Genomic DNA, 24,585 nt, shown 5'->3' with positions numbered 1-24,585 from the left:
CTGCACTGAGGTAATTTTAAATAGACACAGTATTTTTATTTAATCTAGATGCACGTTCTCTGGTAATAAGATATAGATTGCGCGAATAAATAAAAACGCCACTAAACTGGCCAATGATAAAAACGGGATCGCGTTTGTAAACTGCATACATAAACAGCGTAATCCCACCTAAAAGACTTAAATACCAAAAAGCAACTGGAATAACACTCCTTTTTTCTCTTTCACTTACTAACCATTGAACAATAAAACGTGCTGAAAAGATGCCTTGGCCAATTAAACCAATTACCAGCCAAATATAATCTTTATTCATTATTAGAAATCTCCGGAGCGCAGGGACGTTTTAATAACCAACGTACACCTATTAAATCATGTATACCTACAAACAATCTATTCATGACGCCATACTTAGATACACCATGCCAACGTGGCCGGTGATTTACCGGAACATTAACTAATGTATAACCTGCTCGTTTAAACAAAGCCGGTAAAAACCGATGTAAATGATTAAAATGAGGTAAATTTAAAAACCCATCACGTGGAAATAGCTTAAGGCTACAGCCTGTGTCAGGGCACTGATCATTTAAAAAGAGTTGACGAACCTTATTACCAATCACCGAAGAAATCTTACGCAGATGATTATCATCGCGTTTTTTTCGGTTTCCTAATACCACGGTTTTATCATCATTTAAGTAATTAAATAACAAAGGAATGTCTTTAGGATCATTTTGGCCATCGCCATCTAAAGTCACTAATATTGGATATTGTGCTGCTTTCGCACCACTAACTAAAGCTGCACTTTGTCCATAATTATGTTTATGACACAAAAGTCGTAAAGAAGCATTTTCTTTTGCTAAAGTTTGTAGGCGCTCTACTGTACCATCAATACTGCCATCATCAACAAAGATAACTTCAAAAACAAATTGCTCTGCAGGTAACGCTTGCACAATTTCCTCATATAAATGCGCTACATTATCGACTTCATTATATACAGGGATAATAACAGATAAATAAGTTAACTTACTCAAAACATCCTTCCTAAGCAAAATAATAACTAGTATAACGTATCTCGCCAAACAGGTTCCAGCCAAGATTTTTTACGTAAAACCCAGAGTATTAGACCTACGGTAAGTAAAGATAAATAGGTGCCAGTTAATATATCACTAAAATAGTGATGAACTAATAAAACGCGTGATATTGCAATTGAGAAGCCAATTAACAGAAAAGCATAAAAATAACGTGGAAAAAGAACACATAAACCGAAAGCAAGAGCCATAATAGTAGTTGTATGTCCTGACGGAAAAGACCAGAAAGGCGCCTTAGTTTTTAACCAGTAAAAACCATAATATTGTCCATCAAACCACATATCAGGACGGGCACGGCTAAATATAACTTTTAAAATACCGCAAAATAGGCCACTTATAGCAACACACAGCCAAAGAAAACACATACGTGCTTCCCAGACACGGTTGATATTAATATACCTAAAGTAAAGCGTACCTAGAAAAAAAGTAATAAGATAAATTAGACCTAAGCCAAGTTTAGTGAAATGGTTAAGAAAGATAAAATTGATACGATAATTTAAAAAAGCTAAGTGCTCAGCTAGCGGTTTATCAATATAAAGAAACAGCAATGTAATAATTAAAATATAGGCCATAATAACCCATGGCCTAGTCATAACTAAAATTAATCGATTAAATGGCGCCATGTAGAGTTTCTCCTGTTTCCTGACCTACAAGAAATAATTTCACCCAGCGTCCCTTACTGTAGTTAAATCCTCTTGCTTGAGCTAAAATTTTTATCTTATTTGAGCGATAAGGCCAAGCCTGTAATGCTCTACTATCAAAGATTGCTAGCTGCTTAGGATTAACAAGCAATTGTGTAATAGCTGTATTTAAGTCAACGAAGCGAACTGATTTAGTATCGAGATTAAATACTAAACTCGGCTCCTCAAAACCAACAACTAATAACGGCAAACCATTGTCAATTCTGTTCTTATCAACGAGTTGCGCCATAGTATGAGTTAGCCATACCGGTTTTAAAGAGGGCAGTAAATTATTAAATATAAGTGGAAAAACAATCATTGCCATAATAAAAATACTTATAATACTGTAATTTAATTTGCCTTGCCGACTAAAATAAATTGCACTATTAGAAAAACTTACAATAGCCACAATTATAATGACGCTACTTAAACTTAATGCATCATTTACCCAATAGGTTATTAAAATTAAAACCAAGCCAAGAATAATGGATAGGATTAGCCAAAGATACTGCAAAAGCCTTAACCACTTACTTGTTAGCGCATAAGTATATTCTTTAATTGCTAGTGCACATAAAATGGCTAATGCTGGAAATAAAGGCATAACATATTGTGGCAATTTCGTTGGCATGCATTCAAAGAAAATCCAAGAAGGCACAAGCCAGGCTAATAAAAATTTTACCTGACTTTTAATACGATTTTTCCAAGCATAAATTCCGCCGAGCCCAAGAAATAAAGAAGCAGGCCAAAATGTTATAGGTAAGATAGCTAAATGAAATAAAGGTGGCTGACCATGAGACTCATGTCCGCCCTTTAATTTGGGTAGCAAATCCTTATTAAACATTTGCAATAAATAATTACTGTGCTCAGCTTTATTAACTAATATTAGCCAGACTGAAGTTAGAATTATTACTAAAAGTAATCCTTGAAAAATCTTTAATTGCCGCAACCAATATACATTTTTGTCGATTAAGCATAATCCTAAAATAGTTAATAATCCTACTAAAGGTGTTACCCCCTTTAAAGCAATTCCAAGGGCCATAGCAAGCCAGAAACACACAGGCCAAAGCCAACCTGCCTTTCTTTGTTCTTTATAAGACTGATAAATGTTCCATAAGGCACCCTGCATCAATATAACAGAAAAAAGCAATGTTGCATCAATAACAGCCATGTGTGCTTCGACTACTAATAAGAGAGTAGAGGCAAGAAGGCCGGCTGCCAATGCAGCAGTTATTGAGCCCACAAATCGGCTTGCAAAAAGATAGGTGAACAAAATTGATAAAAATGCACCTAATAGGGAAGGAATGCGATAAGGCCAGATTTGACTCAGATTATTATTACTAAGCAGCTTAACACTTATTGCTTGTAGCCAATTAATTCCAGGTGGCTTTTGAAATCGCGTTTTATCTTGGAAACGAATCTGAAAATAATTTCCTACTTGCATCATTTGCTTACTTGCCTGAGCAAAATGTGCTTCATCGCGATCGATAACAGGTATCTTAGTTATGCCAAAAGCAAATAATAACAATGAGAAAAGCAATAAAAAGAAGCTTATTTTAATCTTTTCCAAAATCAAATGCCTAATTCTATGAATATGCCCTAATGATGCGTATAATATAAGACCAGTGTTTGAAATACTAGCTATATCTTAAAAGACTAGTTAGAATGTTTGTTTGTTTTATACTGCATTACTCTGATGCCAGAATTAACTATTATACAACAAATTGCAGTTTGGATTATTCCTGTCTTATTTGCTATTACCCTTCATGAAGCAGCTCACGCATGGGTCGCTTATCGGCTTGGTGATACTACAGCTAAAATGTTAGGGCGGGTAAGTTTTAATCCAATACGCCATATTGATCTTATTGGAACAATTATTGTTCCAATTCTGGTTTTAGCTTTAAGTAATTTTACTTTTGTTTTTGGCTGGGCAAAACCGGTACCCATTAATGCAGGACAATTAAAAAATCCCAGACGTGATGTAATTTTAGTTACAGGTGCTGGGCCCTTAAGTAATTTTCTTATGGCAATTTTCTGGGCTGGTCTCTTTAAATTAGGATTATCACTTAACCCGCAGACATCGACCATTGGTTTATTTATGGTTCTTGCTAGCAAAGCTGGCATTATAATTAATTTATTACTCGCTTTTTTAAATTTAATACCAATACCGCCTCTAGATGGTAGCCGTATTGTTGCTAGCTTATTACCTATAAGACAAGCAATCCTATACCAAAAACTCGAACCTTATGGCTTTTTTATTATTTTATTGTTATTGATTACAGGAATTTTAAGTTGGCTCATTACGCCACCAATTAGTTGGTCTTTAGTAGCGCTGAGTGCCCTTTTTAATATATGAATATCTTAGCTGACGCCTCTTTACCCAGTTTAATAACAGCCTTCCCGCCTCCATTTAAAATCACCCTTTATCATCAACAAGATGACATTAAAAGCTTACTAGCAAAGCAAGATATTTTATTGTGTCGCTCCACACTTAAAGTAACAAAAGAATTATTAAGAGATTATTCCTTATCTTATGTTGCTACCGCAAGTAGTGGAACTGATCACATCGATGACGTTTTTCTTAAGCAAAAAAATATAACACTTATTGATGCCAAAGGTAGTAATGCAAGTGCTGTAGCTGATTATGTCCTTGCAACCATTGCTTATTTACAGAAATATACTTCTTTTAGAGGAAAAAAAGCAGGTGTTATTGGCTTAGGTGTTGTAGGGTCTAAAGTTACTAAACGTTTGAGAGCTCTTAATTTTGAGGTTGTTCGTTATGATCCTCCTAAAGCGTTAGTTGATAATAATTTTTATAGTGCCCCACTTAATGAACTCTTACAATGCGATGTAATTTGTATTCACGCTAGTTTACATAACAATTTGCCTTTTCCTAGTAAGAATTTAATCTCTGAACCAATACTTGCTCAATTAAAACCTAATACAGCTATTATTAATGCTTCTCGTGGTGGAATTGTTGATGAAACAGCGCTTTTAAGTAATGATTTAAAAATTATTTACTGTACTGACGTATTCTCTCATGAACCCAATATTAATTCTGACATTGTTAAGCTAGCTTACTTATGTACACCTCATATTGCAGGCCATAGTATAGAAGCTAAAATTAATGCTGTTATTCAAGTAAGTCAAAAACTCCATCAGGCCTTAAATTTACCCCTTCCGGATTATTCTTCTTCTCTACCTTCACAAAAAATTCCTAACTTTAAATCGGTGACAACTTGGCAAGACTATGTGTTGGCACTCTTTAATCCTATCCATGAAACAAGGGCTTTAAAAGAAGCAACCAATAAAAAAGAATGCTTTCTTCACTTGCGCAAGGCACATCAAAAACGACATGATTTCTCCGTTTATCAATCACAATTACCTGAATTTATATGGCCACTTTTAAGCTAGAAATTAGCTTTAATTTTGAAATAGCTTTAGCTCAAAACTTTTTTTCCGGTTGAAAAGAAATTTCATTTTGATCATTATCATTAAGACCACCGTTTGATTTGAAAAAATGATGCTTCATTTGTACTTTTAGTGAAATTCCCGGGTCATAGCTTATTGGCAAAAAACAAATATTTTGTTCGAGAATAATTTGAATTGTTTTTTTAAATAAATGAAAATTATTTCCGATTTTCGCACCAAAATCATGCATCAGCATTACTTCTGATGAAAATTTCGATGCATCAACTTTGGAGCTCAGTAATTTAAAATATGTATCTGGGTTATTTTTTAATTCTTTTTTATAATCTTCTGTATCCAAGGTCCATAAAGCATCAATACATCCATCATTATGCTCATTGCCAAAATTAAGTGGTTTAAAATCATGCTGTCGAAGAAAATTTTGTAAGCTTTCAACCTTCTGTAACTGAGCCTCAGTAATCGCTTTTTTCAAGTAGCCGCCCGCTCCTCGATCGCCAAATGGTAATCGAATAAACTTCCCAGGACGTTGACAACCAGCCTGTAAATAACATTCATCAATTAATTTTTCTGTCGCGAGAATCTCATTATAAAAAACTTCATTTTCAGTTTCAGAAAAATAGGGATGTGAATAAGAATGATTTCCTATCAAAAAACCTAGCTTGATTGCATGAACCACTGCTGTTTGATTTTCAGCTAATAATTCACCTCTACAAAAAAATATGGCAGGAATTTCATGCTCATACAAAAAATTCACTCTTTCTATCATATGTTCAGAGGGAGAATCATCGATTGTTAAATAGATAAATTTCATGATGGAATCTGAAAAAAATAGCAGAACTATACTATAAATGAGATAAAACTTCTATTATTGCTCATTAGAGTGGCTAGCAATATTAGCTAAGAAAAATACATCTAACTTTAAGCTAAGATCTGTAGAAATGTCTCTAATAAGGAAATATTAAAATAACTCATAATAAAAACTTTAAGAATGAATCGCAAGATGCTCGACGTAAAGATGAACACAATAGCGTATAAACAAATAGATTTATTTTTGATTATTTAAACCGCACAGCGAATTAATCATCTGTTTGACAATCAGTTGATCTGAAAATGGGTACTTTATATGGCCAATTTGCTGATAATCTTCATGGCCTTTACCAGCGATTAAAATGATATCTTTCGAACCCGCTAAACTGATTGCTTTACCAATAGCCAATTTTCTATCTGTTATTCGATAAACATCTGCGCCATTAGTTGTAATACCTTGATTAATCTCTGTAATAATCTGCTCTGGGTCTTCTGTACGAGGATTGTCGCTAGTAATAATAGCGATATCTGCATGACGGGTTGCTATAGCGCCCATAATAGGACGTTTTAATTTATCTCTATCGCCACCACAACCAAAAACGACAATTAAACGCCCTTCTTTAAGGTGATTTAATGTCTTTAATACATTTTCTAATGCATCAGGCGTATGCGCATAATCAACAACAATACATGGCTCATGAATAACAACCTCCATCCGACCTGGTGCTGGAGAAAGCTCAGCCATGATAGGAGTAATTTTTTCAATTGGATAACCCCAAGCGAGTAGGCTAGTAAAAACGGCTAATGCATTATAAATATTAAAGTAACCTAACGTGCGAATTTTTAAACGGGCCTGACCCCAAGCAGAATGGATAGTAATTGAAGTCCCTTCCATCGTTACTTGCCAATCTAGCGCTTGTATATCACTGCCCTTATTTAAGCCATAGGTAATACACTTACAAGCAGGATTTAAGTGTGCTTGCATAAATTTAGAATAGTCATCATCGTAATTTAAAATAGCAGTTTTAAGTGATGTATATGAAAATAATCTTGCTTTTGCAGCCGCATAAGCATCCATTGTTTGATGATAGTCAAGATGATCTAACGTTAGATTAGTGAAAATGGCCTGCTCAAAATTAACTTCATCTACTCGTTGCTGTGCTAGGGCATGTGAAGAAACTTCCATGCATACATGTTTTATACCGCTATGCAAGTAAGTAGAAAAAAGGTTTTGTAAGCAAATTCCATCAGGGGTCGTATTATCTAAAGGGATAAGATTCTCTACCCTACCTTGCCCAATCGTTCCAATATAAGCAGCTTGATTACCTAGTAGCTGATGTGCTTGGGCTAATTGATAGGCAATGGTCGTTTTACCATTTGTTCCTGTTACACCTGTAAGATGTAATTTTTTACTAGGTTCTTCATAAAATCGGTTCGCAATTGCAGCTAAATGTTGCGCTAAATTCGGAAAAGGTATCCAAGTTATCGCGGTAACCTTATTAGGAGGCGTATAATCTTTTGGCTCATACAAAATGGCAATAGCACCTGCCTTTATTGCTTGGTCTATATACATTCGTCCGTCTGTAGTAACGCCTGGATAAGCGCAGAATAAAAAACCCTTGCTTATTTTGCGACTATCATTATGTAATCCTAGAATATCTAATTCTGGTAGGGATGTTTTTATCCATGGTGCAAGTAGCGTATTTAATTTCATAAACTCAATTAACCTATTGTTTTATCGGGTGGAATATTTAAAATTCGTAGTGAGCCTGACATGACTTGTGCAAAAAGAGGCGCGGCTACTGCTGCACCGTAGTAACTATTACGAGTCGGCTCATGAATAACAACGACAACAATTAATTTAGGATTAGACACAGGCGCAATACCAACAAAGCTGGCAATATGTTTATTCTCCTGATAACCTTTTTTACCGGCAATACGAGCAGTACCCGTCTTTCCTGCTACTCGATAACCTGGTATACGTGCTAATTTACCTGTCCCTTGATTTCCTAGAACCGCTTCAAGCATTGCCAACACTTGATTGGCTGTTTTTTCATCGATAACTTGCTTCCCAGCTTCAGGAACATCCTTGTGTAGAAGTGTTACAGGTAGCGTCTTACCACCATTAGCAAAAATTAAATAACCTTTAGCTAATTGTAGAGCTGTCACTGATAAACCATAACCAAAACTTAAAGTGGCTAAAACAAACGGGTTAGCATCCTTAATCTTAACAATACTCCCATCACTTTCACCTGGATAACTACTTTCTGTACGTTGACCAAAACCACTGCGTTGCAACAAACCTATATATTGCTCAGGTGGGTTTAAAAGAATCATTTTTGTAACACCTACGTTACTTGAGTGCTGAAGAACACCTGTGACATCTAATACGCCATAATTATGTATATCTCGAATAGTACGCCCATGAACGACCATCCAGCTTGGTCGTGTATCAATAATAGTTTTAGGCTTTACCAAGCCGCTACTTAAGGCACTAGCAATACTAAAGGGCTTAATGACGGAGCCTGGTTCAAAAATATCAGTTAATGCTTTATTACGGTATTTATCACGGGAATAGCGCGCACGTGCATTGGGATTAAAAGAAGGGTAATTAGCAGCAGCTAGAATCTCACCTGTTTGTGTATCTAATACGACAACAGAGCCTGATTTAGCAGAAAATTTTTCTAATGTATTTTGTAACTCATGATAAGCTAGATATTGAATTCTTCTATCAATACTTAATACTAAATCATGTCCTGAACGTGGCTCCTTAATAATTCCTAATTCTTCAATAACTCGACCCATCTTATCTTTAAGCACACGCTTCTTACCCGGTATACCTATTAACCAATCTTGATATGCCAACTCCAATCCTTCTATACCCACATCATCAATATTGGTAAATCCAATTAATTGCGCTGCACTATCTGCTTCAGGATAATAGCGTTTAAATTCCTGCTGAAAATTAACACCAGGAATCTTCAAGAGCTCAATTTTTTTAGCTAATGTAGGTGGCAATTGGCGTTGTAAATAAAGGAATTCTCTTGAATTTGCTTGCTTAACCCGGTCTATTAATATTTGAGCTTTAACACCAATTAGTTTCGCTAATTTACTAAGCTGCTCATTAGTAGGTGAGAATTCTTTAGGATTGACCCAAACAGATTCGACAGGCGTACTTACTGCAAGCGGACTACCTTGTCTATCGGTAATCATCCCACGATAAGCTGGAATATCTTGAATACGTAAACTACGAGCGTCACCTTGGCCTTTTAGAAATTGCCGATGTAACACAGTTAAATCAAGCATTCTCCAAACCAAAATGCCAAAGATCATTATAAAGAAAAGTGATACAGCAATTAACCTTAAACGGTGTCCATTTTTTTTCATTTGGCCTGTAATACAAATGTTTGTTTATCCTCGGGAAGTCGCATCTGCAATTTTTGTTTTGCAAGTACCTCTACACGTGCAGGTGTAGCAAGACTTGCTTGCTCAAGGAGTAGTTGGCCCCATTGTAGTTGTAAGTGATGTGTTTGCTGCTCAAGTTTCTGTAATTCACTAAAGTTAGTACGGTACTCATTAGTTATATAAATAACCGCCAAGGCACTGGATAAAACAAGCAGCATCAGAAATAAAGTGAGCCAGAGCTTTTTAGAAATACGCATGGCAAATAATTGGCCATTAAATAATGTACTTTGATTAATTATTCTTGCTGCAGCGTTCATACAATTTTTTCTCCTATTCTTAGGATGGCACTGCGTGAGCGAATATTTTGTTTAATCTCTTCTTCTTTAGGCTTAATTGCTTTTCCTACCCGTTTAAAACATTTTATTTCCTCTTGTGCGCGTATTGGAATATCAAAAGGTAGTTGCTGACCGATTTCCATATCGCGCATAAATTGCTTAACAATCCTATCTTCTAGCGAGTGAAAGCTGATAACAACTAAACGACCGCCTTTGCCTAAGACTTCAAATGCACTTTTAAGGCCTTTTTTAAGATCATCTAACTCGTCATTGATATGAATGCGAATCGCTTGAAAAACCCGCGTTGCTGGATGTTTATGCTTTTCCCATTTAGGATTAGCTTGTTTAATAATCTCAGCAAGCTCGGTTGTTGAGGTAATGGGTGCCTTTGCTCGCGCGTCAATAATTGCTCTAGCAATACGACGTGCAAAACGCTCCTCACCATATTCCCAAAATATTTTTGCCATATCATCTAGTTGTGCATGATTAATATAAGTAGCAGCATCTAAAGACTGCTGTATATTCATACGCATATCTAAAGGACCTGCTTGCATAAAGCTAAATCCACGATTAGCATCATCTAATTGCGGTGATGACACCCCTAAATCTAGTAAAATACCATCTATTCGCTGATAAACATTTGCTTGTTTGGCAAACTTAGGCAAGTCGGCAAATGAACCTTGAAAAATTTGAAAACGTGGGTCTGTAGTGAAATGACACTTTGCAAATTCTACAGCTTGTGGATCTTTATCAATGGCAATTAGCCGGCCCTGATTAGATAAGTGCGTCAAAATAGCTTGACTATGGCCACCACGGCCGAACGTTCCATCAATATAAACACCATCAGCTTTAATAGCTAAGCTTTCAATTGATTCTTGTAGCAACACGGACTGATGCGACATGATATTTTCCCATTATAAAGAAAAATTTTTCATTTCCTCTGGTAAACTATCTAACTGCAATGCTTTTTCAGCCAACCAATGCTCACGCTTTTGCTGCCACAACATTTCATTCCAAATTTCAAATTTATTACCTTGGCCAATTATGACTATATGTTTGTCTAATTTAGCGTATTCACGTAGAACACTGGGTAATAAAATACGTCCACTATTATCTAGCTCAACATCAGTAGCATGCCCAATAAGTAAGCGTTGAATGCGACGTGCTACGTTATCAAAACTAGGTAAATCTTGTAATTTTTTCTCGATAATTTGCCATTGTGCTAAAGGATAAGCAAGAAGACAGAGCTCTGTATCAATAGTAACGACCAATGAGCTACTTTCCTCAGCACACAATACTTCACGATAGCGGATAGGCACCATAAAGCGCCCCTTTCCATCTAATGTGCTTGTATTGATTCCACGAAACATATTTAAGTAATATGGGTAAACTCGAATTTACCCACAATTCTCCACTTTTTTATATTTTACTCCACTTTTATACACTATAGAAATGTAATTTTCTAGCGTTAGATGGATCAAAATTTCTCTGTTTGATGTAAAAACGAAGAAAAATGATTGGAGTGAATATTAATAAACTACTCTGATCGGTAATAAAACATTATCCTAGAAAAAGCGGTTGAAACCGTAGCGAGCAAGCTAAAGGTACTGAAGATGTTGGACTTTTTTTAATTTTTTCGTGAAAGCAGTAGTCACCACTACGGTGAACGAAAAAATTAAAAAAAGTCCAGCAGATTCCGGGCCTTTGGCTTGCGCAGTAGGTTTTAACTGCTTTTTCTAGGATTATACCTAACGATTTAAAATAGCGGCTTGACGAATACCCTGTAAGACTAGATCAGGAATTAAATGATGGTAAAGTGCTTGCTCCTCAAATAATGATGCAAATCCGCCGGTAGCAAGTATGAGTACCTCTTGCTCTGGAAAAGCTTCTAATTTAATCTTAGAAAGAAGCTCTCGACAAGCCCCTAATGCCCCAAAAAATACACCCGCTTGAATACTTTCGGCTGTAGAACGGCCAAGTGCTTGTTCCATTTTCGTAATCTCTACTGCTGGAAGCCTGGCAGTATTACTAGAGAGCGCATCGACAGATAAGCGCACACCTGGCAAAATAGTACCACCTAAATAAGCCTTTTGAGCGTTAATAGCACAAAAAGTGGTCGCTGTACCAAAATCAATAACAATAATATTTTGCGAAGGATAAGCATTCACTGCAGCAATTGCATTTGCTATTCTATCAGCGCCAACTTCTAACGGATTTCTATACTTAATATTTAGACCAGTCTTTACTCCCGCTTGCAACACAAATGGATCAATAGAAAAATATTTGATACATGCTGCACGTAATGAGTAATCAATTTGCGGTACAACTGAACAAATTGCTATTTCGCTAATTTCATCAGGTTCACATTGATTTTCTCGTAGAACTGTTTTTAAGAAGATACCTAGCTCATCAGATGCACTTATTTTTGAAGTATGTCGGAAACGAAGTTGTAAATTTTCTTCAATAAAAACACCACCATAAATATGAGAATTACCAACATCAATGCATAACATCATAGCGAAAGCTCTCCAGCATTAGAGAGGGTCGATAGTAAGTCTCAGAAAAAATAAAATCAAGCTTTAGCTTAATAAAGAGCTCTTCAATAAGCGCTTCATTACACCAAATAGAGCAATATGATTACGACAGGGGCTATTAATAGAAGGAGAACATTTCAAACCGGAAATATAGTTCCAAGACTTCTTTTTGTTTTTTTTATTTAAAAAAATACTACTCATTTGCAATTGCCGATAAAGAATTGGCGTAAATTAGATAATAAACAAGCTGGTCGATAAGCCGGGTTCTGTCGCGGGCAATCATTTATCTGGGATATATGTCACCATATACCTCAAGCAACCTACCCGAACCCCACACGGGTCATGTGCACTCAAATTAATGAGAATGGGTTCCTATTTGGTCTTGCTCCAAGTGGGGTTTTCCCTGCCACAACTGTTACCAGTTGTGCGGTGCGCTCTTACCGCACCATTTCACCCTTACCTTAAAAAGGCGGTATATTTTCTGTGGCACTTTCCGTAGGCTTACGCCTCCCAGGTATTACCTGGCACTTTACCCTAAGGAGCCCGGACTTTCCTCCCTTTGAAGACAAAGAGCGATTGCCTGACCAGCTTGTTATTATCGTAGCAAATTGAGCTTGAGAATGCCAGAATTAGCCACGCGTACCAATAAATTCGTCATCAAAATAACGTTTTAATTTAGTACGTAAAGTTCCTCGGCTAACGCCTAAAACTCGAGCTGCTTTTGATTGATTATAGCGAGTTAATTCCATAACAGTACGAAATAAAGGTGCTTCAACTTCTTCAACAATAAGTTGATAAAGATTTAAATTTGCATCTTTACTGCCTACTGTATTTAGATATCCCTTCACTGCGCTTATCACTTGCTGAGTTAATGCTTCATTAACTTGCTCAATATCCTGCATTACTGCATTCATTACATCTCTCCATATACTTAAATAGTTAAAATTAAATAAATAAAAACTGTTCCATTTATCATAAACAGAACACCGTGACTTATATACTACCAAATATTACAAACTATGTAAATATTGATTTAATCATATTCATTTATTAAGGGAAGCTTAAGGAAAAACTGAGCATTTATCAAGCTTTTTTTATAGTCGACACGCAAAATGATATGTTCTTAGATTACTCCAGCAAATCATCTATAATCTCAAAATTTAAATTCGAACCTTTATTGTACATTTTTATATTAATTTAATCAAGTTTAATGCGCCTGGCTCTAGTTAGTAAAACTTAAGTCAGATTAGTTAAATTTGAATACAAAGGAGACATAATTATTAACTTTAACAGTTAGAAAACAAAGACAGCATCCCTGCCTAAAACAGCTCGAAACTTTTAGAAATTAGGGCAATTTAGAGAACTATTAAATAAGCTCTACAGTAAAACTTTCGCCACAACCACATTGACCCGTTTGATTAGGATTATCAAAAACAAATTTATAATTTAACCCTTGTTTAACATAGTCAATAATCATGCCTTTTAAAAAAGGGTAACTTCCTTTATCAATCCAAATTTGATAGCGTTCATCTAAGGGTAGCGCGATATCATTTTCTTGGGGGTGAATGACATAATCCACCACATAAGATAGACCGGAACAGCCTGTTTTTTTGACTGAGAAACGAACACCTTGACTATTAGGTTCTTTATCAAGATAAGATATCACATGACGTTTTGCTGCTTCAGTTAGAGTAACGCCTTGATTACGATCGCTTGTATAATTTACAACTCCACTCATTTCTTTTCCTCATTGAGCCTTTTTTTCATAGCCAATATAATATTGTTATAGCCTTTTTCAACTAAGATTGCTATTGGATATAAGTGATTAGGTATTTCTAAATGATTTACTAACACTAAGTAAGTTAGTTCAGGATGTACTTTAATAAAGCTACCTTCTAATTGGCTACAAAGCCATTCAAGGCTCGCAATTAAATAGGGGCTACCACATGCTTTAAAACATGCTTTTATAATTCGTCCTGACTCATCACAAGATAAATATAAATCAAAATAATTACTTTTAGATGCATCACTTATAGAACAATATACAGTCCTAGCTAAAGTACAATCTAAGTTTCCAATATGCTCTGGTTGAAAAAAATAGCGTTTCACAAGATCATTATAACTCATAAAGGTGCCATCTGCTGCAGTCGCAAAATCTGCGTGTTAATAATTTCAATAGCTTGCTTAATATCTTCCTCCGTTGTAAAGCGACCTATAGAAAGTCGGATAGAGCTATAGGCTGCTTCAGCACTTAAACCTAATGCTTTTAAAACATATGACGGTGCAAAACTTGCTGATGCACAAGCAGAGGTGGTAGAAACAGCTAATTGACGCAGAGCAAGTAACAAAGATTCACCATGAATTCCTGAAAAGGTTACATTAAGATTACCTGCAATTCGCTCAGTTGGATGACCATTGAGTTTAATACCGGGAATATTTTCGATGCCCTGCCAGAGTTTTTGCCTTAATTTTAATAATCTGGCTTGTTCATCAATGCGTTTTATTTGGGCTAAATGAAAGGCTTCACCCATTCCGATTATTTGGTGAGTGGCTAATGTTCCTGCTCTTAATCCCCCTTCGTGAGCACCACCAAAAGAACGTGATTCGATACGAATACGCGGTTTATGGCGAATATATAATGCACCTACGCCTTTAGGGCCATAGTTCTTATGAGCAGAAAAAGCCATTAAATCAACTGCTAATTCTTGTAAGTTAATAGGTAATCGACCTGCGCTTTGTGCTGCATCTACATGAAAGATAATACCTCGCTGTTTAAGTAAGTTACCAATGCTTTGAATATCTTGGATAACACCAATTTCATTATTAACATGCATAATTGAAACTAGGATAGTATCAGGCCGCAGGGCTTCTTTTAAATCATCTAAATCTAGTAAACCATTTGATTTAGGATTTAAATAAGTCACTACAAACCCTTCTTTTTCTAGTTGCGCAAAACTATCAAGAACCGCTTTATGCTCAGTTGTCATGGTAATAAGGTGGCGACCTTTACGTTGATAAAAGTGCGCCGCACCAATAATAGCGAGATTATCTGCTTCTGTTGCACCTGAAGTAAAAATAATTTCTCGTGGCGTAGCAGCAATGGAATTAGCAATTTGTAACCTGGCATTCTCAACGGCTAAAGCCGCAAGCCTGCCGTATTCATGAGTTATTGAATTAGGATTACCAAATATCCCTTCAGGACCCAGGTATTGTATCATTTTCTGGGCAACTTGCGGGTCGACTGGCGTAGTAGCCATATAATCAAAATAAATTGGTAACTTTTCAGTATCCACTTGCTTCATTTCTCGCTTTTTTGTAATGCTCTTTGTATATATGTAAGAATGCCACGTAAAATATTAACTTCCATTTGCTCTAGACCTACTCGATTAAATAATCGTCGTAATCGTTCTTGTAATTTGCGCGGATTGTCTTTCTTTAAAAAGTTAATCGTTAACAATACTTCCCTTAAATGACTATAAAATTGTTCTATTTCATTTACAGTTGCTAGTTTATTTTGAGTATGGCTAACTTTTAGCGTTGGCGCTAGCAGAGAAATTCTTAATTCATACACAATAATTTGTACTGCTTGGGCTAAATTTAATGAACTATAAATAGGGTTGCTAGGAATATTGACATGATAATGACACTGCAACAATTCTTCATTCGTTAAACCTGCATGCTCCCTGCCAAACACAATAGCGACTTCAGTACTATCTGGCTGTTTAGAAATGAGCTTTGCACAATCTTTAGGTAATAAACCTGGTAGATCAATTCCCCTAGGTCTCGCACTCGTTCCAATCACTAGTTGACAGTCATGCAAAGCATCCTTTAAAGAATGAACAACCAGGCACTGTTCTAATACATCATCAGCCCCTGCCGCCAACTCAAATGCTTTTTGGTCGGGAAAAGATTTAGGCGCAACTAAATAGAGCCGATTAAAGCCCATTGTTTTCATCGCCCGTGCTGTTGAACCAATATTGCCGGGATGAGAAGTAGCTACTAATACAATACGGATTGAATTAAAATTCATAATAATCTTAGATAATTTATTCTTATAAAAGAAAGTGATTAATTATTAAGTACATAAGTGCGCAATTTTAAGCCATCATAAGTAAGCTTATAAGACAGTCTGACTTGATTAACCAACTTAAGTTTAAATTTTACAATAACTGCCTTAAATAAAAAAACATGCTAGAATACCTGATTTTGTCTTCCAAGAGCAACGCATGCATCCATTATTAAATATAGCTATAAATGCTGCCCGTCAGGCAGGTGAAATTATTTTACGTAATTTAGAGTTAGTTGATAGAATTAAAGTCAGTGCTAAAGGCTCAAATGACTATTTTTGTGAAGTGGATGTAAAGGCTGAGCAAGCTATCATTAAGACAATTCAAAAAGCTTATCCTGAGCATGGTATTTTAGCTGAAGAAAGTGGTGTGTTTAATGATAATGCAGAAACCATTTGGATTATTGACCCCCTGGATGGCACCACAAATTATTTACATGGCTTTCCTTTTGTCTCCGTTTCTATTGCAGTTAAAATAAAAAACCGGATTGAACATGGCGTAGTTTATGATCCTATTCGTCATGAATGTTTCTCAGCAAGTCGTGGCCGGGGAGCACAATTAAATGACAGACGAATACGTGTCTCAAAACAAACGTTACTGAATGCGGCATTACTTGGCACAGGTGTTCCTTTCCGGAATGCTTTGCTAACCCAACGTTACCTACCTACTTTTGAGGCAATGGCTACTAAATGTGCTGGCGTGCGTCGAACAGGCTCAGCAGCACTTGATCTTGCTTATGTAGCCTGTGGCCGTTTAGATGGCTTTTGGGAATTCGGATTGCGCCCATGGGATCTTGCAGCGGCATCCTTACTTGTAAAAGAAGCTGGCGGTTTAGTGAGTGATTTACAGGGCGGGGAAAATTATTTTGATCAAGGCGATGTTATTGCAGGAACACCTAAAGTATTTAAGTCAATATTACAGACATTAGCTCCTATTGTAAGCCGCTAACTTTCTATTAAAGTTTAGGTGAATCAGGCTCAATAGTTAATAATGCCTGGCTTTCTGAAGTTCTATTAAAAAAAGAAAATGCATTATTTGCCGCTGAAGTAGTACTAGCAGAGCAACTATTTTTAATTTCTGCACCTGCTTCCCAAGGCATACTTGGTAGCTTCTGTTTACTTAACAGTGGCGATAAACCTAGTGCTAAAGATAGCAGTTGGGCGACTTTAGAAGGATTTTGCTGATATTGCCCATTAGGAGCAAAATAAGTTTTTAGATAAAATTTTTCAAAAAGCTCAGATTTTCTAATACTAATAAAACACTCAGGAAGTAAACCTGATTCTTGTATTTGCTGCTGCAATTGTAAACTTTCGTCATGTAACGCTGCATTCTTCTCAGAATAGCTTCTGCTTTTAAAATTCCAAAAAATGATCTCCCCTTTTAATAGCAATATCTCTCCACCTAAATCTGGCTCGTCAGGGAATAAAGTAATACCAATAGATTTGTGAAGAGATTCTTCTATTAACCTCTTTCTGAATGCTTTTCGAATTAAATTTATACCGGCATGATTACTTTGATAATCTTTTAAATTACTAATAACTAAAAGTTTTATATCCTTAAAAAGAATATAAGCAAATAAACCACTTAAACTATCGAGCACAACAGGCTCAAACTCTTTATTGACAAAGTTAAGCTGTGAAGACTTTAAATTACAGAAATATAATGAGGTCTGTGACATGGTATTTAAGATGCTTAATATTAAAGTAAGTTATTTTTTTACTTAAGCTTAAGGTCAAGAAAAAAGTTATAGTCCTTTAAACTTATTTAAACAGTTAACTACTTATTTCAGCATAACTCGTTTTTTATAAAATGCAATTTTAATTTAGACAATAAATCTTAAGTTTGATTTTGTTTGAATGTAAAAGTCTAATTTCGGTACATTTTTTGCTTAACTTTATGATAATCCCTATTTTATGAGTCAATATGATTGTAAGGAAAAGCAAACAATATGGCTTTAGTTTGCTTGAGGTCTTAATTAGTGTAATTGTTCTTGCTGTTGGTCTTTTAGGGATAGCAGCATTACAAGCGCGCGCTGTTCATGATAACCATTCCGCACTACTCCGCTCTATAGCAATTAATCAAATTAATAACATGATAGATCGTATGCAATCTAATTACGCAGGCGTTAATGCCGGTGCTTATAATAATGTTTCCGGCACAGGGACTATGCCAACATGCACCACTTGTTCAAGTACCCAAATAGCACAACGAGATATTTATCAATGGAATACGACTAATGCTCAACTTTTGCCATCAGGACAAGGTACTGTAACTCGCAACGGACAACGCTTCACTGTTACTCTATTCTGGGATAACGACCGCACAGGCGCAACCGGAACAACCTGCAGTGGTAATACTAATGTCGATTTAACCTGCCTGCGTGTAGAGGTCGAGTTATGATTAAACCAGCAGGCTTTACTATACTTGAATTTTTAATCGCCACCACGATTGGTACTCTATTGGTCGCGGGCATTGGTGCTGTTTATTTAAGTAATAAGGCTACTTTTTCAGTCCAGTCTGCTTTAGCTCGGTTACAGGAAAATGGCCGCTATGCAAACTATATTCTAGCCCGTGACATTCGCATGGCAGGCTTTCAAGGCTGTACTAACCAACGACAAGTTGCATTGACAAATTTGGTCTCAAATTACTCAACAATGTTAAATTATGACAAACCTTTGCAAGGATTTAGTAGCAGTGGAACTTCCTTTACACCTGATTTACCTACTAATATAAGTTCCAAATCGCCTTTAAGTGGGAGCGATATAATAGAAATCCGTATGGCTTCAAGTAATGGGGTACATTTAAGCGCTGATATGGCTCAGCCTAACAGTGTCATTAATGTTTATTCGGGACTGGGGGCGCAAAGTGGGACCCCATTAATCATTACTAACTGCGTGATTGGTAATATTTTTATGGCAGGTACAGGCACCAGTGATACGGCCATTACTCATCCTACAGGCATTAATACCTCAGATAATTTAAGCATCGCATACTTAACCAATGCCCAAGTTATGCGGCTCATTTACTATGCCTTTTATATCAAAGATACAGGCCGCATGAATAGTCAAAATCAGCCTATCACATCCCTAGTAAGACTAGATGTGAATGGAAATGAAGATGAAATAGCTGAAGGCGTTGAGCAACTTCGCATTGCTTATGGTGTAGACACTGACAGTGATAATACAGTTAATAGCTACCAAACAGCAACCCAAGTAAATAATGGTAATAACTGGAATAATGTTATTAGTGTACAAATTAATTTGTTATTAGCTACTGTTGATAATGTAGCTGATAGACCTAGACCTTATACTTTTAATGGGGTAACAATTACGCCTACTGACAGAAAAATTAGGCGTGAGTGGGTCACTTTTATAACCTTACGTAATCGAGGGTTACCCGTATGAAAAAGCAGCATGGAGCAACGCTTGCTATAGCCCTTATTTTATTATTTGTGATTACAATTCTTGCAGTTGGTTCTGTTCAAGTTGGCCATATGCAAGAACGAATGTCAGTTAATTTACAAGACAAAGAAATCTCGCTTAGAGCTGCTGAATCAGCTTTGAATGCGGGTGAGGATTGGTTAATTACACAAACAAGGCAGCCAGTTATCTATACAAATAATTGCCCAGCTTATCCTTGTGTACGGCAAATGTATGACAGTACTAGTTTATATAGTCAGTCAGCTTCATGGTGGTCTAGTAACTCTGCAGCCTATGTAAGCCAGCTTAGTAATGTCGCAGCAGCACCTCGTTATGTCATTGAATATTTACAATTTGTCCCTGATTCACCTGTGGTAGGCAGTGCTACGTTTGGGACAGGTGTACATTATTATCGAATTACGGCCCGTGGCGTAGGCGCCAATAGCGAATCGGTAACTTATTTACAAACTACTGTAGCGAGGCGATTCTAATGAGACGTTTTTTCTTGCTGCTTTTGACAATAGCTAATTTATTTTATGGTGTAAGCTATGCCGCACCCTTAAATTTAGCGCAATCGCCACTTTTTTTCACTGAATCCGTCGCACCGATGACGATGCTTGTTTTAGGGCGGGATCATAAATTTTATTTTGAAGCGTACGATGATTTCACTGATTTAGATGGTGATGGGACTATCGAATACACTTTTAAACCGTCTTTTGACTATTTCGGTTATTTTGATAGCAACAAATGTTACGCGTATGATACAGGCGGTAATCTTTTCTATCCAATTTCAATTGCATCTAATAGAAAATGTCCAGGAAGTTGGAGTGGTAATTTTTTAAATTATCTAACTACCGCTCGATTTGATGCAGTTCGTAAAGTGCTCTATGGTGGGTTACGTGTTGTTGATACTACCTCGCAAACGGTATTACGGCGTGCTTATGTTCCTTTAGATGGGCACAGTTGGGCAAAAGATTATGAGCTTACAGATGGCTACAATATTAGTGATTATACCCCATTTGCTGCACCAAGCAGCTCATCTTACAGACACATCTTTTTTAGTGGCTCATTGAACAAAAATGGCTTCCCGATGCTCAGAGTTGCTTTAAATCAAACCTATACAACCTGGCAATGGCTAGATCTTGAATTTAAAGGTAGTGCCGACGCTATTCCAGGCGTTAATGACTTTTCTATTCAAGTAAGGGTTTGTGATGCAAACGTAGGGCTTGAACCTAACTGCCGAGTCTATCCTAACGGCAATTATAAACCCATTGGACTCTTACAAGAGTTCGGTGAAAATGATTCCATGCTCTTTGGGCTTATCACAGGCTCTTATGCGAATAATATTAATGGCGGGGTTCTTCGCAAAAATATAGGTAGTATTCGTGATGAGATAAACCTAACAACAGGTCAGTTTACAGCCGTTAACGGTATTATCTCCACTATCAATAAATTAACCTTTACGCACCCTAATACCACTACCTTTGTATGCGCTTATAAAAATTTAACCAGCGGCGCTTGCGAAATGCTTGGTGAACCCATTGCTGAAATGATCTATGAAGCAGTTCGTTATTTTGCAGGTAAAGGAGGCGCAACCCCTGCTTTTGACTACTCCTCTGGAAGAGATACCAGCCTTGATTTACCTAAAGCGAGTTGGCAAAATCCTTATGTAAATTACCCTTTCTGCGCCAAAGCTAATATTCTTTCTATTAGTGATTTTTACCCTACCTACGACAGTGATTACGTGCCAGGTAATGCCTTTAATCCTTTTTCAGGTGATTTACCCTCTCTTAATGCTTCCTCACTTGCCCAAACTATTTTTAATGGTGAAGGCTTTTCAAGTCTTTTTGCCTTTGTTGGTGAGTCAGGCACCAACGCCGATGGAAATCCCACCGCCAAGCTTGTCACAAGCTTTGGCAATATTCGTGGCCTTGCGCCTTATGACACCGCTTATGAAGGTAGTTACTATCCTGCCAGCATAGGCTATTATGCCTGGCTAAATGACTTAAGCAGTGTAACAGGCAAACAAAATGCTAAATTGTTTGCAGTTGTTTTATCACCGCCCAGACCAGAGATTAATTTTAAAGTGGGTGGTAGTAGCGTTAGTATCATTCCTTTTGCTAAATCGGTTTCCGGCTCGCAGATTAATGAAAATGGGGGCAATAACCAGCCTACTAGTGCTGTCGTTGACATTTATGTTGATTACCTTACTGCCAATCAAGGTATATTTACGGTTAACTTTTCTGATTTACAGTCAGGCTCTGGTTTTGGTATCGATACTATTATTCGTTACACAATCAATGTCAATGTAGATAACACGATTACTATTACCACTGAAAGCCTTTTTGCCAACAGTGGTAAAAAACAACATTTAGGTTATGTTATTTCTGGCACAACAAAGGATGGAATCTACTTAGAGGTTAGAGATAAAGATACGGCAACGAACCAAGATGTTGACTATATTTACGATACCCCGCCAGGTAGCTTTCCAGGCGGTACTTGGAGTGATGGTCAACCCCTTCCTTGGGTAACGACTCGCACGTTTACTGCTAGTGGGGTAGGACCCGCTAAAACCTTTAATTCACCCTTATGGTATGCAGCAAAATGGGGCGGCTTTACCGACAGCAATAATAACAATGTGCCTGATATACAAAGCGAATACGATACTTCAGGCAGTGGCAATCCAGATAACTATTTTCTAATTACCAATGCCAGCAATTTAGGGGCACAACTGTTAAAAGCTTTTCAAGCGATTATGGATAGATCGGGCTCCTTTTCATCGGCTACCTTAAGTAGTAGCTCCTTAAGATCAGGTACTTTAATTTATCAAGCTATTTTCCGTACCTTAGACTGGAGCGGTCGACTTCTTGCATTTGCGATTAATCCGGACAATGGCGATATTCTTCATACGGGTTCTTCAACGCAAGGCGCAATATGGGATGCTGCTGAAAAATTAAAGTTACAGAATTTCAGTACAGGTCGCAATATTATTACTTATAAACCATCCACTAAAACAGGAATACCCTTTAGGTGGCCAACTAACCTCTCCTCACCATCTTTAAATGAATTAGATACAGTACAATCGACTGCCTTAAATACTAATCCCTCTACCGCCCTTATAGACAATCTAGGTAGTGAACGGCTTAATTATATTCGTGGCGATCGCAGCAAAGAAAAACAAAATGGTGGCACTTTTCGCAATCGAAGCACACCTTTAGGTGATATTATTAATTCAGGCCCCATACTGGTCGATGTACCGAAACAAAATTACCCTCTCGTTTGGACTGGTAGTGCGCCTGAAAATACATCACCTTATAGTACCTTTAGAGATGCTAATTTAAATCGAAAACCCGTTATTTATGTTGGCGCTAATGATGGTATGTTACATGCTTTCGATGCGGATACAGGTAATGAGTTATTTGCTTATGTACCTGCCAGTGTATTTGCTAACTTAAACCAATTAACTAGCCCAAATTATACCCACCGCTATTATGTAGATGGCTCCCCTAATGCAATTGATGTTTTTATTAATAGTCAATGGCGAACTATATTAGTCGGTTCTCTTAATGCCGGTGGCCAAGGTATTTTTGCATTAGATGTGACTGATCCAGCCAGTTTTTCAGAAGCTAAGGCAAGTGACATTGGTAAGTGGGAATTTACTGACGTAAATGATCCTGATATGGGTTTTTCTTTCGGGCAAGCCTCTATTGTACGTCTTGCTAATGGACAATGGGCAGCTATCTTTGGCAATGGCTACAACAACACTCATAGTGATACAGCTGTTAGTTCAACAGGGCAGGCAGTTATCTATGTCGTTGATATTAATACTGGCAGTCTTATTAGAAAATTCGAAACTAAAGTTGGTATGAGTGCTGATCCGTTAAATCTCGCCAGGCCTAACGGCATGTCAACGCCAACTGTAGTCGATAGAGACGGTAATATGATTGCCGATGTTATTTATGCGGGCGACTTATTTGGTAATTTATGGAAAATAGATATTTCTGCCACTGATCCAAATTTATGGAGCTTTAGAGGCCCATCAAGTACTAGTACGACTCCCACGCCATTCTTTATTGCTAAAGATAGCACGGGTAAGCGCCAACCTATTACCACCCGTCCTGCTGTATCCCGCCTTAATTTCAGTACAGGCGGTTTACAAATTTATATTGGTACGGGTAAGTATATAGAAACGAGTGATAAAACGGATTTAAGTGTCCAGACAATATACGCAATTCAGGATGATGATACTTCTACAAGTATTGACCGCTCACAGCTTCTAGAGCAGACCATTACCGGCGAGCAAGATAATTTGCGTGTCACAAGTAATAATTCGATGACAACTCAACGCGGCTGGTATATGGATTTAATCTATAATGGTCAAGCGCAAGGTGAACGTATTGTATCTGATATGATTTATTTAAATGGCCGTATTATTTTTACCACCGTTATTCCTAATAGTGATCCTTGTGATTATGGCGGTACAAGTTGGCTTATGGAACTAAATGCCAATACTGGCAGCCGCTTAAACTTTAATGTCTTTGATTTAAATCAAGATGGGCAATTTAACTCATTAGATGCAGTGACCATAACAACGCCCGATGGCCAGCAAATGACCTTAACCGCCAGCGGTATTAAATCAGAAGTCGGTCTTACAGCCTCTCCGGCAATCTTAAATGCAGGCACTAAAGAATATAAATATCTTGCAGGCACAAGTGGTAGTATACAGAAAGTTAATGAAAACCCAGGACAACAGCCTACCGGCAGACAATCTTGGCGACAACTCCAATAAAGGTTAATTATGTAGGGGGTAATGAACTTATAGTTTCTTAC

At 37.0% G+C, this 24,585-nt stretch carries 24 protein-coding genes and 1 other RNA gene; 7 read left to right on the top strand and 18 right to left on the bottom strand.

All coding sequences use genetic code 11. The annotated features are described in order from the left end of the window. Positions 1 to 16: 16 nt before the first annotated feature. Genes ACQUW5_RS04055 through ACQUW5_RS04040 form a run of 4 tightly spaced genes read right to left on the bottom strand, consistent with a single transcriptional unit; the run spans position 17 to position 3,329 of the window. Positions 17 to 310 carry a lipid-A-disaccharide synthase N-terminal domain-containing protein gene (locus ACQUW5_RS04055; RefSeq protein WP_444989930.1) on the bottom strand — a complete coding sequence of 98 codons (294 nt, stop codon included), beginning with the start codon at positions 308 to 310 and terminating at the stop codon, positions 17 to 19. After that, complete coding sequence (locus ACQUW5_RS04050) at positions 303 to 1,025, bottom strand: glycosyltransferase family 2 protein (protein WP_444989929.1); 723 nt, start codon at positions 1,023 to 1,025, stop codon at positions 303 to 305. Before ACQUW5_RS04050 ends, ACQUW5_RS04055 begins: the two co-directional genes overlap by 8 nt. A 26-nt stretch (positions 1,026 to 1,051) precedes the next feature. Then, positions 1,052 to 1,705 (bottom strand): phosphatase PAP2 family protein, encoded by a 654-nt coding sequence (locus tag ACQUW5_RS04045; RefSeq protein ID WP_444989928.1) that lies wholly within the window; start codon positions 1,703 to 1,705, stop codon positions 1,052 to 1,054. After that, positions 1,692 to 3,329, bottom strand: coding sequence for an ArnT family glycosyltransferase (locus tag ACQUW5_RS04040; protein WP_444989927.1), 1,638 nt, complete (start codon positions 3,327 to 3,329; stop codon positions 1,692 to 1,694). The genes ACQUW5_RS04045 and ACQUW5_RS04040 overlap by 14 nt, the downstream gene beginning before the upstream one ends. A 126-nt stretch (positions 3,330 to 3,455) precedes the next feature. Between ACQUW5_RS04040 and ACQUW5_RS04035 the strand changes: the two genes are divergently transcribed. Together ACQUW5_RS04035 and ACQUW5_RS04030 are read left to right on the top strand one after the other, a co-directional pair. After that, positions 3,456 to 4,115, top strand: a complete 660-nt coding sequence (locus ACQUW5_RS04035) for a site-2 protease family protein (RefSeq protein WP_444989926.1) — start codon at positions 3,456 to 3,458, stop codon at positions 4,113 to 4,115. Continuing rightward, positions 4,112 to 5,173, top strand: a complete 1,062-nt coding sequence (locus ACQUW5_RS04030) for a 4-phosphoerythronate dehydrogenase (RefSeq protein ID WP_444989925.1) — start codon at positions 4,112 to 4,114, stop codon at positions 5,171 to 5,173. Before ACQUW5_RS04035 ends, ACQUW5_RS04030 begins: the two co-directional genes overlap by 4 nt. Positions 5,174 to 5,204: 31 nt before the next feature. Here the strand turns inward: ACQUW5_RS04030 and ACQUW5_RS04025 are convergent, their stop codons facing one another. The 13 genes from ACQUW5_RS04025 to ACQUW5_RS03965 all read right to left on the bottom strand — a co-directional run bounded on the left by ACQUW5_RS04025 (position 5,205) and on the right by ACQUW5_RS03965 (position 16,299). Further along, complete coding sequence (locus tag ACQUW5_RS04025; RefSeq protein ID WP_444989924.1) at positions 5,205 to 5,999, bottom strand: polysaccharide deacetylase family protein; 795 nt, start codon at positions 5,997 to 5,999, stop codon at positions 5,205 to 5,207. Between the two features lie 234 nt (positions 6,000 to 6,233). Then, positions 6,234 to 7,709 (bottom strand): UDP-N-acetylmuramoyl-L-alanyl-D-glutamate--2,6-diaminopimelate ligase, encoded by a 1,476-nt coding sequence (locus ACQUW5_RS04020; RefSeq protein ID WP_444989923.1) that lies wholly within the window; start codon positions 7,707 to 7,709, stop codon positions 6,234 to 6,236. An 8-nt stretch (positions 7,710 to 7,717) separates the two neighbouring features. Next, positions 7,718 to 9,382, bottom strand: a complete 1,665-nt coding sequence (locus ACQUW5_RS04015; protein WP_444989922.1) for a peptidoglycan D,D-transpeptidase FtsI family protein — start codon at positions 9,380 to 9,382, stop codon at positions 7,718 to 7,720. Next, the gene (gene ftsL / locus ACQUW5_RS04010) at positions 9,379 to 9,717 is read right to left on the bottom strand and encodes a cell division protein FtsL (protein ID WP_444989921.1); all 339 of its coding nucleotides are present in this window, start codon (positions 9,715 to 9,717) and stop codon (positions 9,379 to 9,381) included. The genes ACQUW5_RS04015 and ftsL overlap by 4 nt, the downstream gene beginning before the upstream one ends. Beyond that, positions 9,714 to 10,640: a 16S rRNA (cytosine(1402)-N(4))-methyltransferase RsmH gene (gene rsmH, locus ACQUW5_RS04005; RefSeq protein WP_444990024.1), complete on the bottom strand. Its 927-nt coding sequence runs from the start codon at positions 10,638 to 10,640 to the stop codon at positions 9,714 to 9,716. The genes ftsL and rsmH overlap by 4 nt, the downstream gene beginning before the upstream one ends. 9 nt (positions 10,641 to 10,649) lie before the next feature. Then, positions 10,650 to 11,105 (bottom strand): division/cell wall cluster transcriptional repressor MraZ, encoded by a 456-nt coding sequence (mraZ, locus tag ACQUW5_RS04000; RefSeq protein ID WP_444989920.1) that lies wholly within the window; start codon positions 11,103 to 11,105, stop codon positions 10,650 to 10,652. 378 nt (positions 11,106 to 11,483) lie between these two features. Then, positions 11,484 to 12,251 (bottom strand): type III pantothenate kinase, encoded by a 768-nt coding sequence (locus ACQUW5_RS03995; protein WP_444989919.1) that lies wholly within the window; start codon positions 12,249 to 12,251, stop codon positions 11,484 to 11,486. A 257-nt stretch (positions 12,252 to 12,508) separates the two neighbouring features. Then, positions 12,509 to 12,861, bottom strand: an RNA gene (gene rnpB / locus ACQUW5_RS03990) — RNase P RNA component class A. 37 nt (positions 12,862 to 12,898) lie between these two features. Then, complete coding sequence (locus tag ACQUW5_RS03985) at positions 12,899 to 13,183, bottom strand: helix-turn-helix domain-containing protein (RefSeq protein ID WP_115330395.1); 285 nt, start codon at positions 13,181 to 13,183, stop codon at positions 12,899 to 12,901. A gap of 452 nt (positions 13,184 to 13,635) precedes the next feature. Further along, complete coding sequence (locus ACQUW5_RS03980) at positions 13,636 to 14,007, bottom strand: HesB/IscA family protein (RefSeq protein ID WP_444989918.1); 372 nt, start codon at positions 14,005 to 14,007, stop codon at positions 13,636 to 13,638. Beyond that, the gene (locus ACQUW5_RS03975; RefSeq protein WP_444989917.1) at positions 14,004 to 14,396 is read right to left on the bottom strand and encodes an iron-sulfur cluster assembly scaffold protein; all 393 of its coding nucleotides are present in this window, start codon (positions 14,394 to 14,396) and stop codon (positions 14,004 to 14,006) included. The genes ACQUW5_RS03980 and ACQUW5_RS03975 overlap by 4 nt, the downstream gene beginning before the upstream one ends. Next, positions 14,393 to 15,571 carry an IscS subfamily cysteine desulfurase gene (locus ACQUW5_RS03970; RefSeq protein WP_444989916.1) on the bottom strand — a complete coding sequence of 393 codons (1,179 nt, stop codon included), beginning with the start codon at positions 15,569 to 15,571 and terminating at the stop codon, positions 14,393 to 14,395. Before ACQUW5_RS03970 ends, ACQUW5_RS03975 begins: the two co-directional genes overlap by 4 nt. Then, entirely contained in the window at positions 15,568 to 16,299 is a 732-nt protein-coding gene (locus ACQUW5_RS03965; RefSeq protein WP_444989915.1) for an RNA methyltransferase, read from the bottom strand. Before ACQUW5_RS03965 ends, ACQUW5_RS03970 begins: the two co-directional genes overlap by 4 nt. A 196-nt stretch (positions 16,300 to 16,495) precedes the next feature. Here ACQUW5_RS03965 and ACQUW5_RS03960 point away from each other — a divergent pair, with 196 nt between their 5' ends. After that, positions 16,496 to 17,284, top strand: coding sequence for an inositol monophosphatase family protein (locus ACQUW5_RS03960; RefSeq protein WP_444989914.1), 789 nt, complete (start codon positions 16,496 to 16,498; stop codon positions 17,282 to 17,284). Between the two features lie 7 nt (positions 17,285 to 17,291). Here the strand turns inward: ACQUW5_RS03960 and ACQUW5_RS03955 are convergent, their stop codons facing one another. Then, positions 17,292 to 18,014 (bottom strand): hypothetical protein, encoded by a 723-nt coding sequence (locus tag ACQUW5_RS03955; protein WP_444989913.1) that lies wholly within the window; start codon positions 18,012 to 18,014, stop codon positions 17,292 to 17,294. A gap of 245 nt (positions 18,015 to 18,259) precedes the next feature. Here ACQUW5_RS03955 and pilV point away from each other — a divergent pair, with 245 nt between their 5' ends. Genes pilV through ACQUW5_RS03935 form a run of 4 tightly spaced genes read left to right on the top strand, consistent with a single transcriptional unit; the run spans position 18,260 to position 24,544 of the window. Next, the gene (pilV, locus tag ACQUW5_RS03950; RefSeq protein WP_444989912.1) at positions 18,260 to 18,736 is read left to right on the top strand and encodes a type IV pilus modification protein PilV; all 477 of its coding nucleotides are present in this window, start codon (positions 18,260 to 18,262) and stop codon (positions 18,734 to 18,736) included. Further along, positions 18,733 to 19,740, top strand: a complete 1,008-nt coding sequence (locus ACQUW5_RS03945; RefSeq protein WP_444989911.1) for a PilW family protein — start codon at positions 18,733 to 18,735, stop codon at positions 19,738 to 19,740. The genes pilV and ACQUW5_RS03945 overlap by 4 nt, the downstream gene beginning before the upstream one ends. Beyond that, on the top strand, positions 19,737 to 20,246 hold the full coding sequence (locus ACQUW5_RS03940) for a pilus assembly PilX family protein (protein ID WP_444989910.1): 510 nt from the start codon (positions 19,737 to 19,739) through the stop codon (positions 20,244 to 20,246). Before ACQUW5_RS03945 ends, ACQUW5_RS03940 begins: the two co-directional genes overlap by 4 nt. Beyond that, positions 20,246 to 24,544: a pilus assembly protein gene (locus ACQUW5_RS03935; protein ID WP_444989909.1), complete on the top strand. Its 4,299-nt coding sequence runs from the start codon at positions 20,246 to 20,248 to the stop codon at positions 24,542 to 24,544. Before ACQUW5_RS03940 ends, ACQUW5_RS03935 begins: the two co-directional genes overlap by 1 nt. Positions 24,545 to 24,585: the final 41 nt, after the last annotated feature.

The sequence above is a fragment of the Legionella pelazae genome (assembly GCF_052527395.1).
The sequence above is the reverse complement of the archived record's forward strand: the minus strand, read 5'-3'. Positions and strand labels throughout refer to the sequence as shown.

Bases quoted from the DNA above. Each gene is read 5' to 3' on its own strand.
- pilV (WP_444989912.1), top strand. From the start codon at position 18,260: ATGATTGTAAGGAAAAGCAAACAATATGGCTTTAGTTTGCTTGAGGTC.
- ACQUW5_RS04055 (WP_444989930.1), bottom strand. From the start codon at position 310: ATGAATAAAGATTATATTTGGCTGGTAATTGGTTTAATTGGCCAAGGC.
- ACQUW5_RS03970 (WP_444989916.1), bottom strand. From the start codon at position 15,571: ATGAAGCAAGTGGATACTGAAAAGTTACCAATTTATTTTGATTATATG.
- ACQUW5_RS03960 (WP_444989914.1), top strand. From the start codon at position 16,496: ATGCATCCATTATTAAATATAGCTATAAATGCTGCCCGTCAGGCAGGT.
- ACQUW5_RS04030 (WP_444989925.1), top strand. From the start codon at position 4,112: ATGAATATCTTAGCTGACGCCTCTTTACCCAGTTTAATAACAGCCTTC.
- ACQUW5_RS04020 (WP_444989923.1), bottom strand. From the start codon at position 7,709: ATGAAATTAAATACGCTACTTGCACCATGGATAAAAACATCCCTACCA.
- ACQUW5_RS04015 (WP_444989922.1), bottom strand. From the start codon at position 9,382: ATGAAAAAAAATGGACACCGTTTAAGGTTAATTGCTGTATCACTTTTC.
- ACQUW5_RS03965 (WP_444989915.1), bottom strand. From the start codon at position 16,299: ATGAATTTTAATTCAATCCGTATTGTATTAGTAGCTACTTCTCATCCC.
- ACQUW5_RS03935 (WP_444989909.1), top strand. From the start codon at position 20,246: ATGAGACGTTTTTTCTTGCTGCTTTTGACAATAGCTAATTTATTTTAT.
- ACQUW5_RS04035 (WP_444989926.1), top strand. From the start codon at position 3,456: ATGCCAGAATTAACTATTATACAACAAATTGCAGTTTGGATTATTCCT.
- ACQUW5_RS03985 (WP_115330395.1), bottom strand. From the start codon at position 13,183: ATGAATGCAGTAATGCAGGATATTGAGCAAGTTAATGAAGCATTAACT.
- ACQUW5_RS04045 (WP_444989928.1), bottom strand. From the start codon at position 1,705: ATGGCGCCATTTAATCGATTAATTTTAGTTATGACTAGGCCATGGGTT.
- ftsL (WP_444989921.1), bottom strand. From the start codon at position 9,717: ATGAACGCTGCAGCAAGAATAATTAATCAAAGTACATTATTTAATGGC.
- ACQUW5_RS03955 (WP_444989913.1), bottom strand. From the start codon at position 18,014: ATGTCACAGACCTCATTATATTTCTGTAATTTAAAGTCTTCACAGCTT.
- ACQUW5_RS04025 (WP_444989924.1), bottom strand. From the start codon at position 5,999: ATGAAATTTATCTATTTAACAATCGATGATTCTCCCTCTGAACATATG.
- ACQUW5_RS03945 (WP_444989911.1), top strand. From the start codon at position 18,733: ATGATTAAACCAGCAGGCTTTACTATACTTGAATTTTTAATCGCCACC.
- ACQUW5_RS03940 (WP_444989910.1), top strand. From the start codon at position 19,737: ATGAAAAAGCAGCATGGAGCAACGCTTGCTATAGCCCTTATTTTATTA.
- ACQUW5_RS03995 (WP_444989919.1), bottom strand. From the start codon at position 12,251: ATGATGTTATGCATTGATGTTGGTAATTCTCATATTTATGGTGGTGTT.
- mraZ (WP_444989920.1), bottom strand. From the start codon at position 11,105: ATGTTTCGTGGAATCAATACAAGCACATTAGATGGAAAGGGGCGCTTT.
- ACQUW5_RS03975 (WP_444989917.1), bottom strand. From the start codon at position 14,396: ATGAGTTATAATGATCTTGTGAAACGCTATTTTTTTCAACCAGAGCAT.
- ACQUW5_RS03980 (WP_444989918.1), bottom strand. From the start codon at position 14,007: ATGAGTGGAGTTGTAAATTATACAAGCGATCGTAATCAAGGCGTTACT.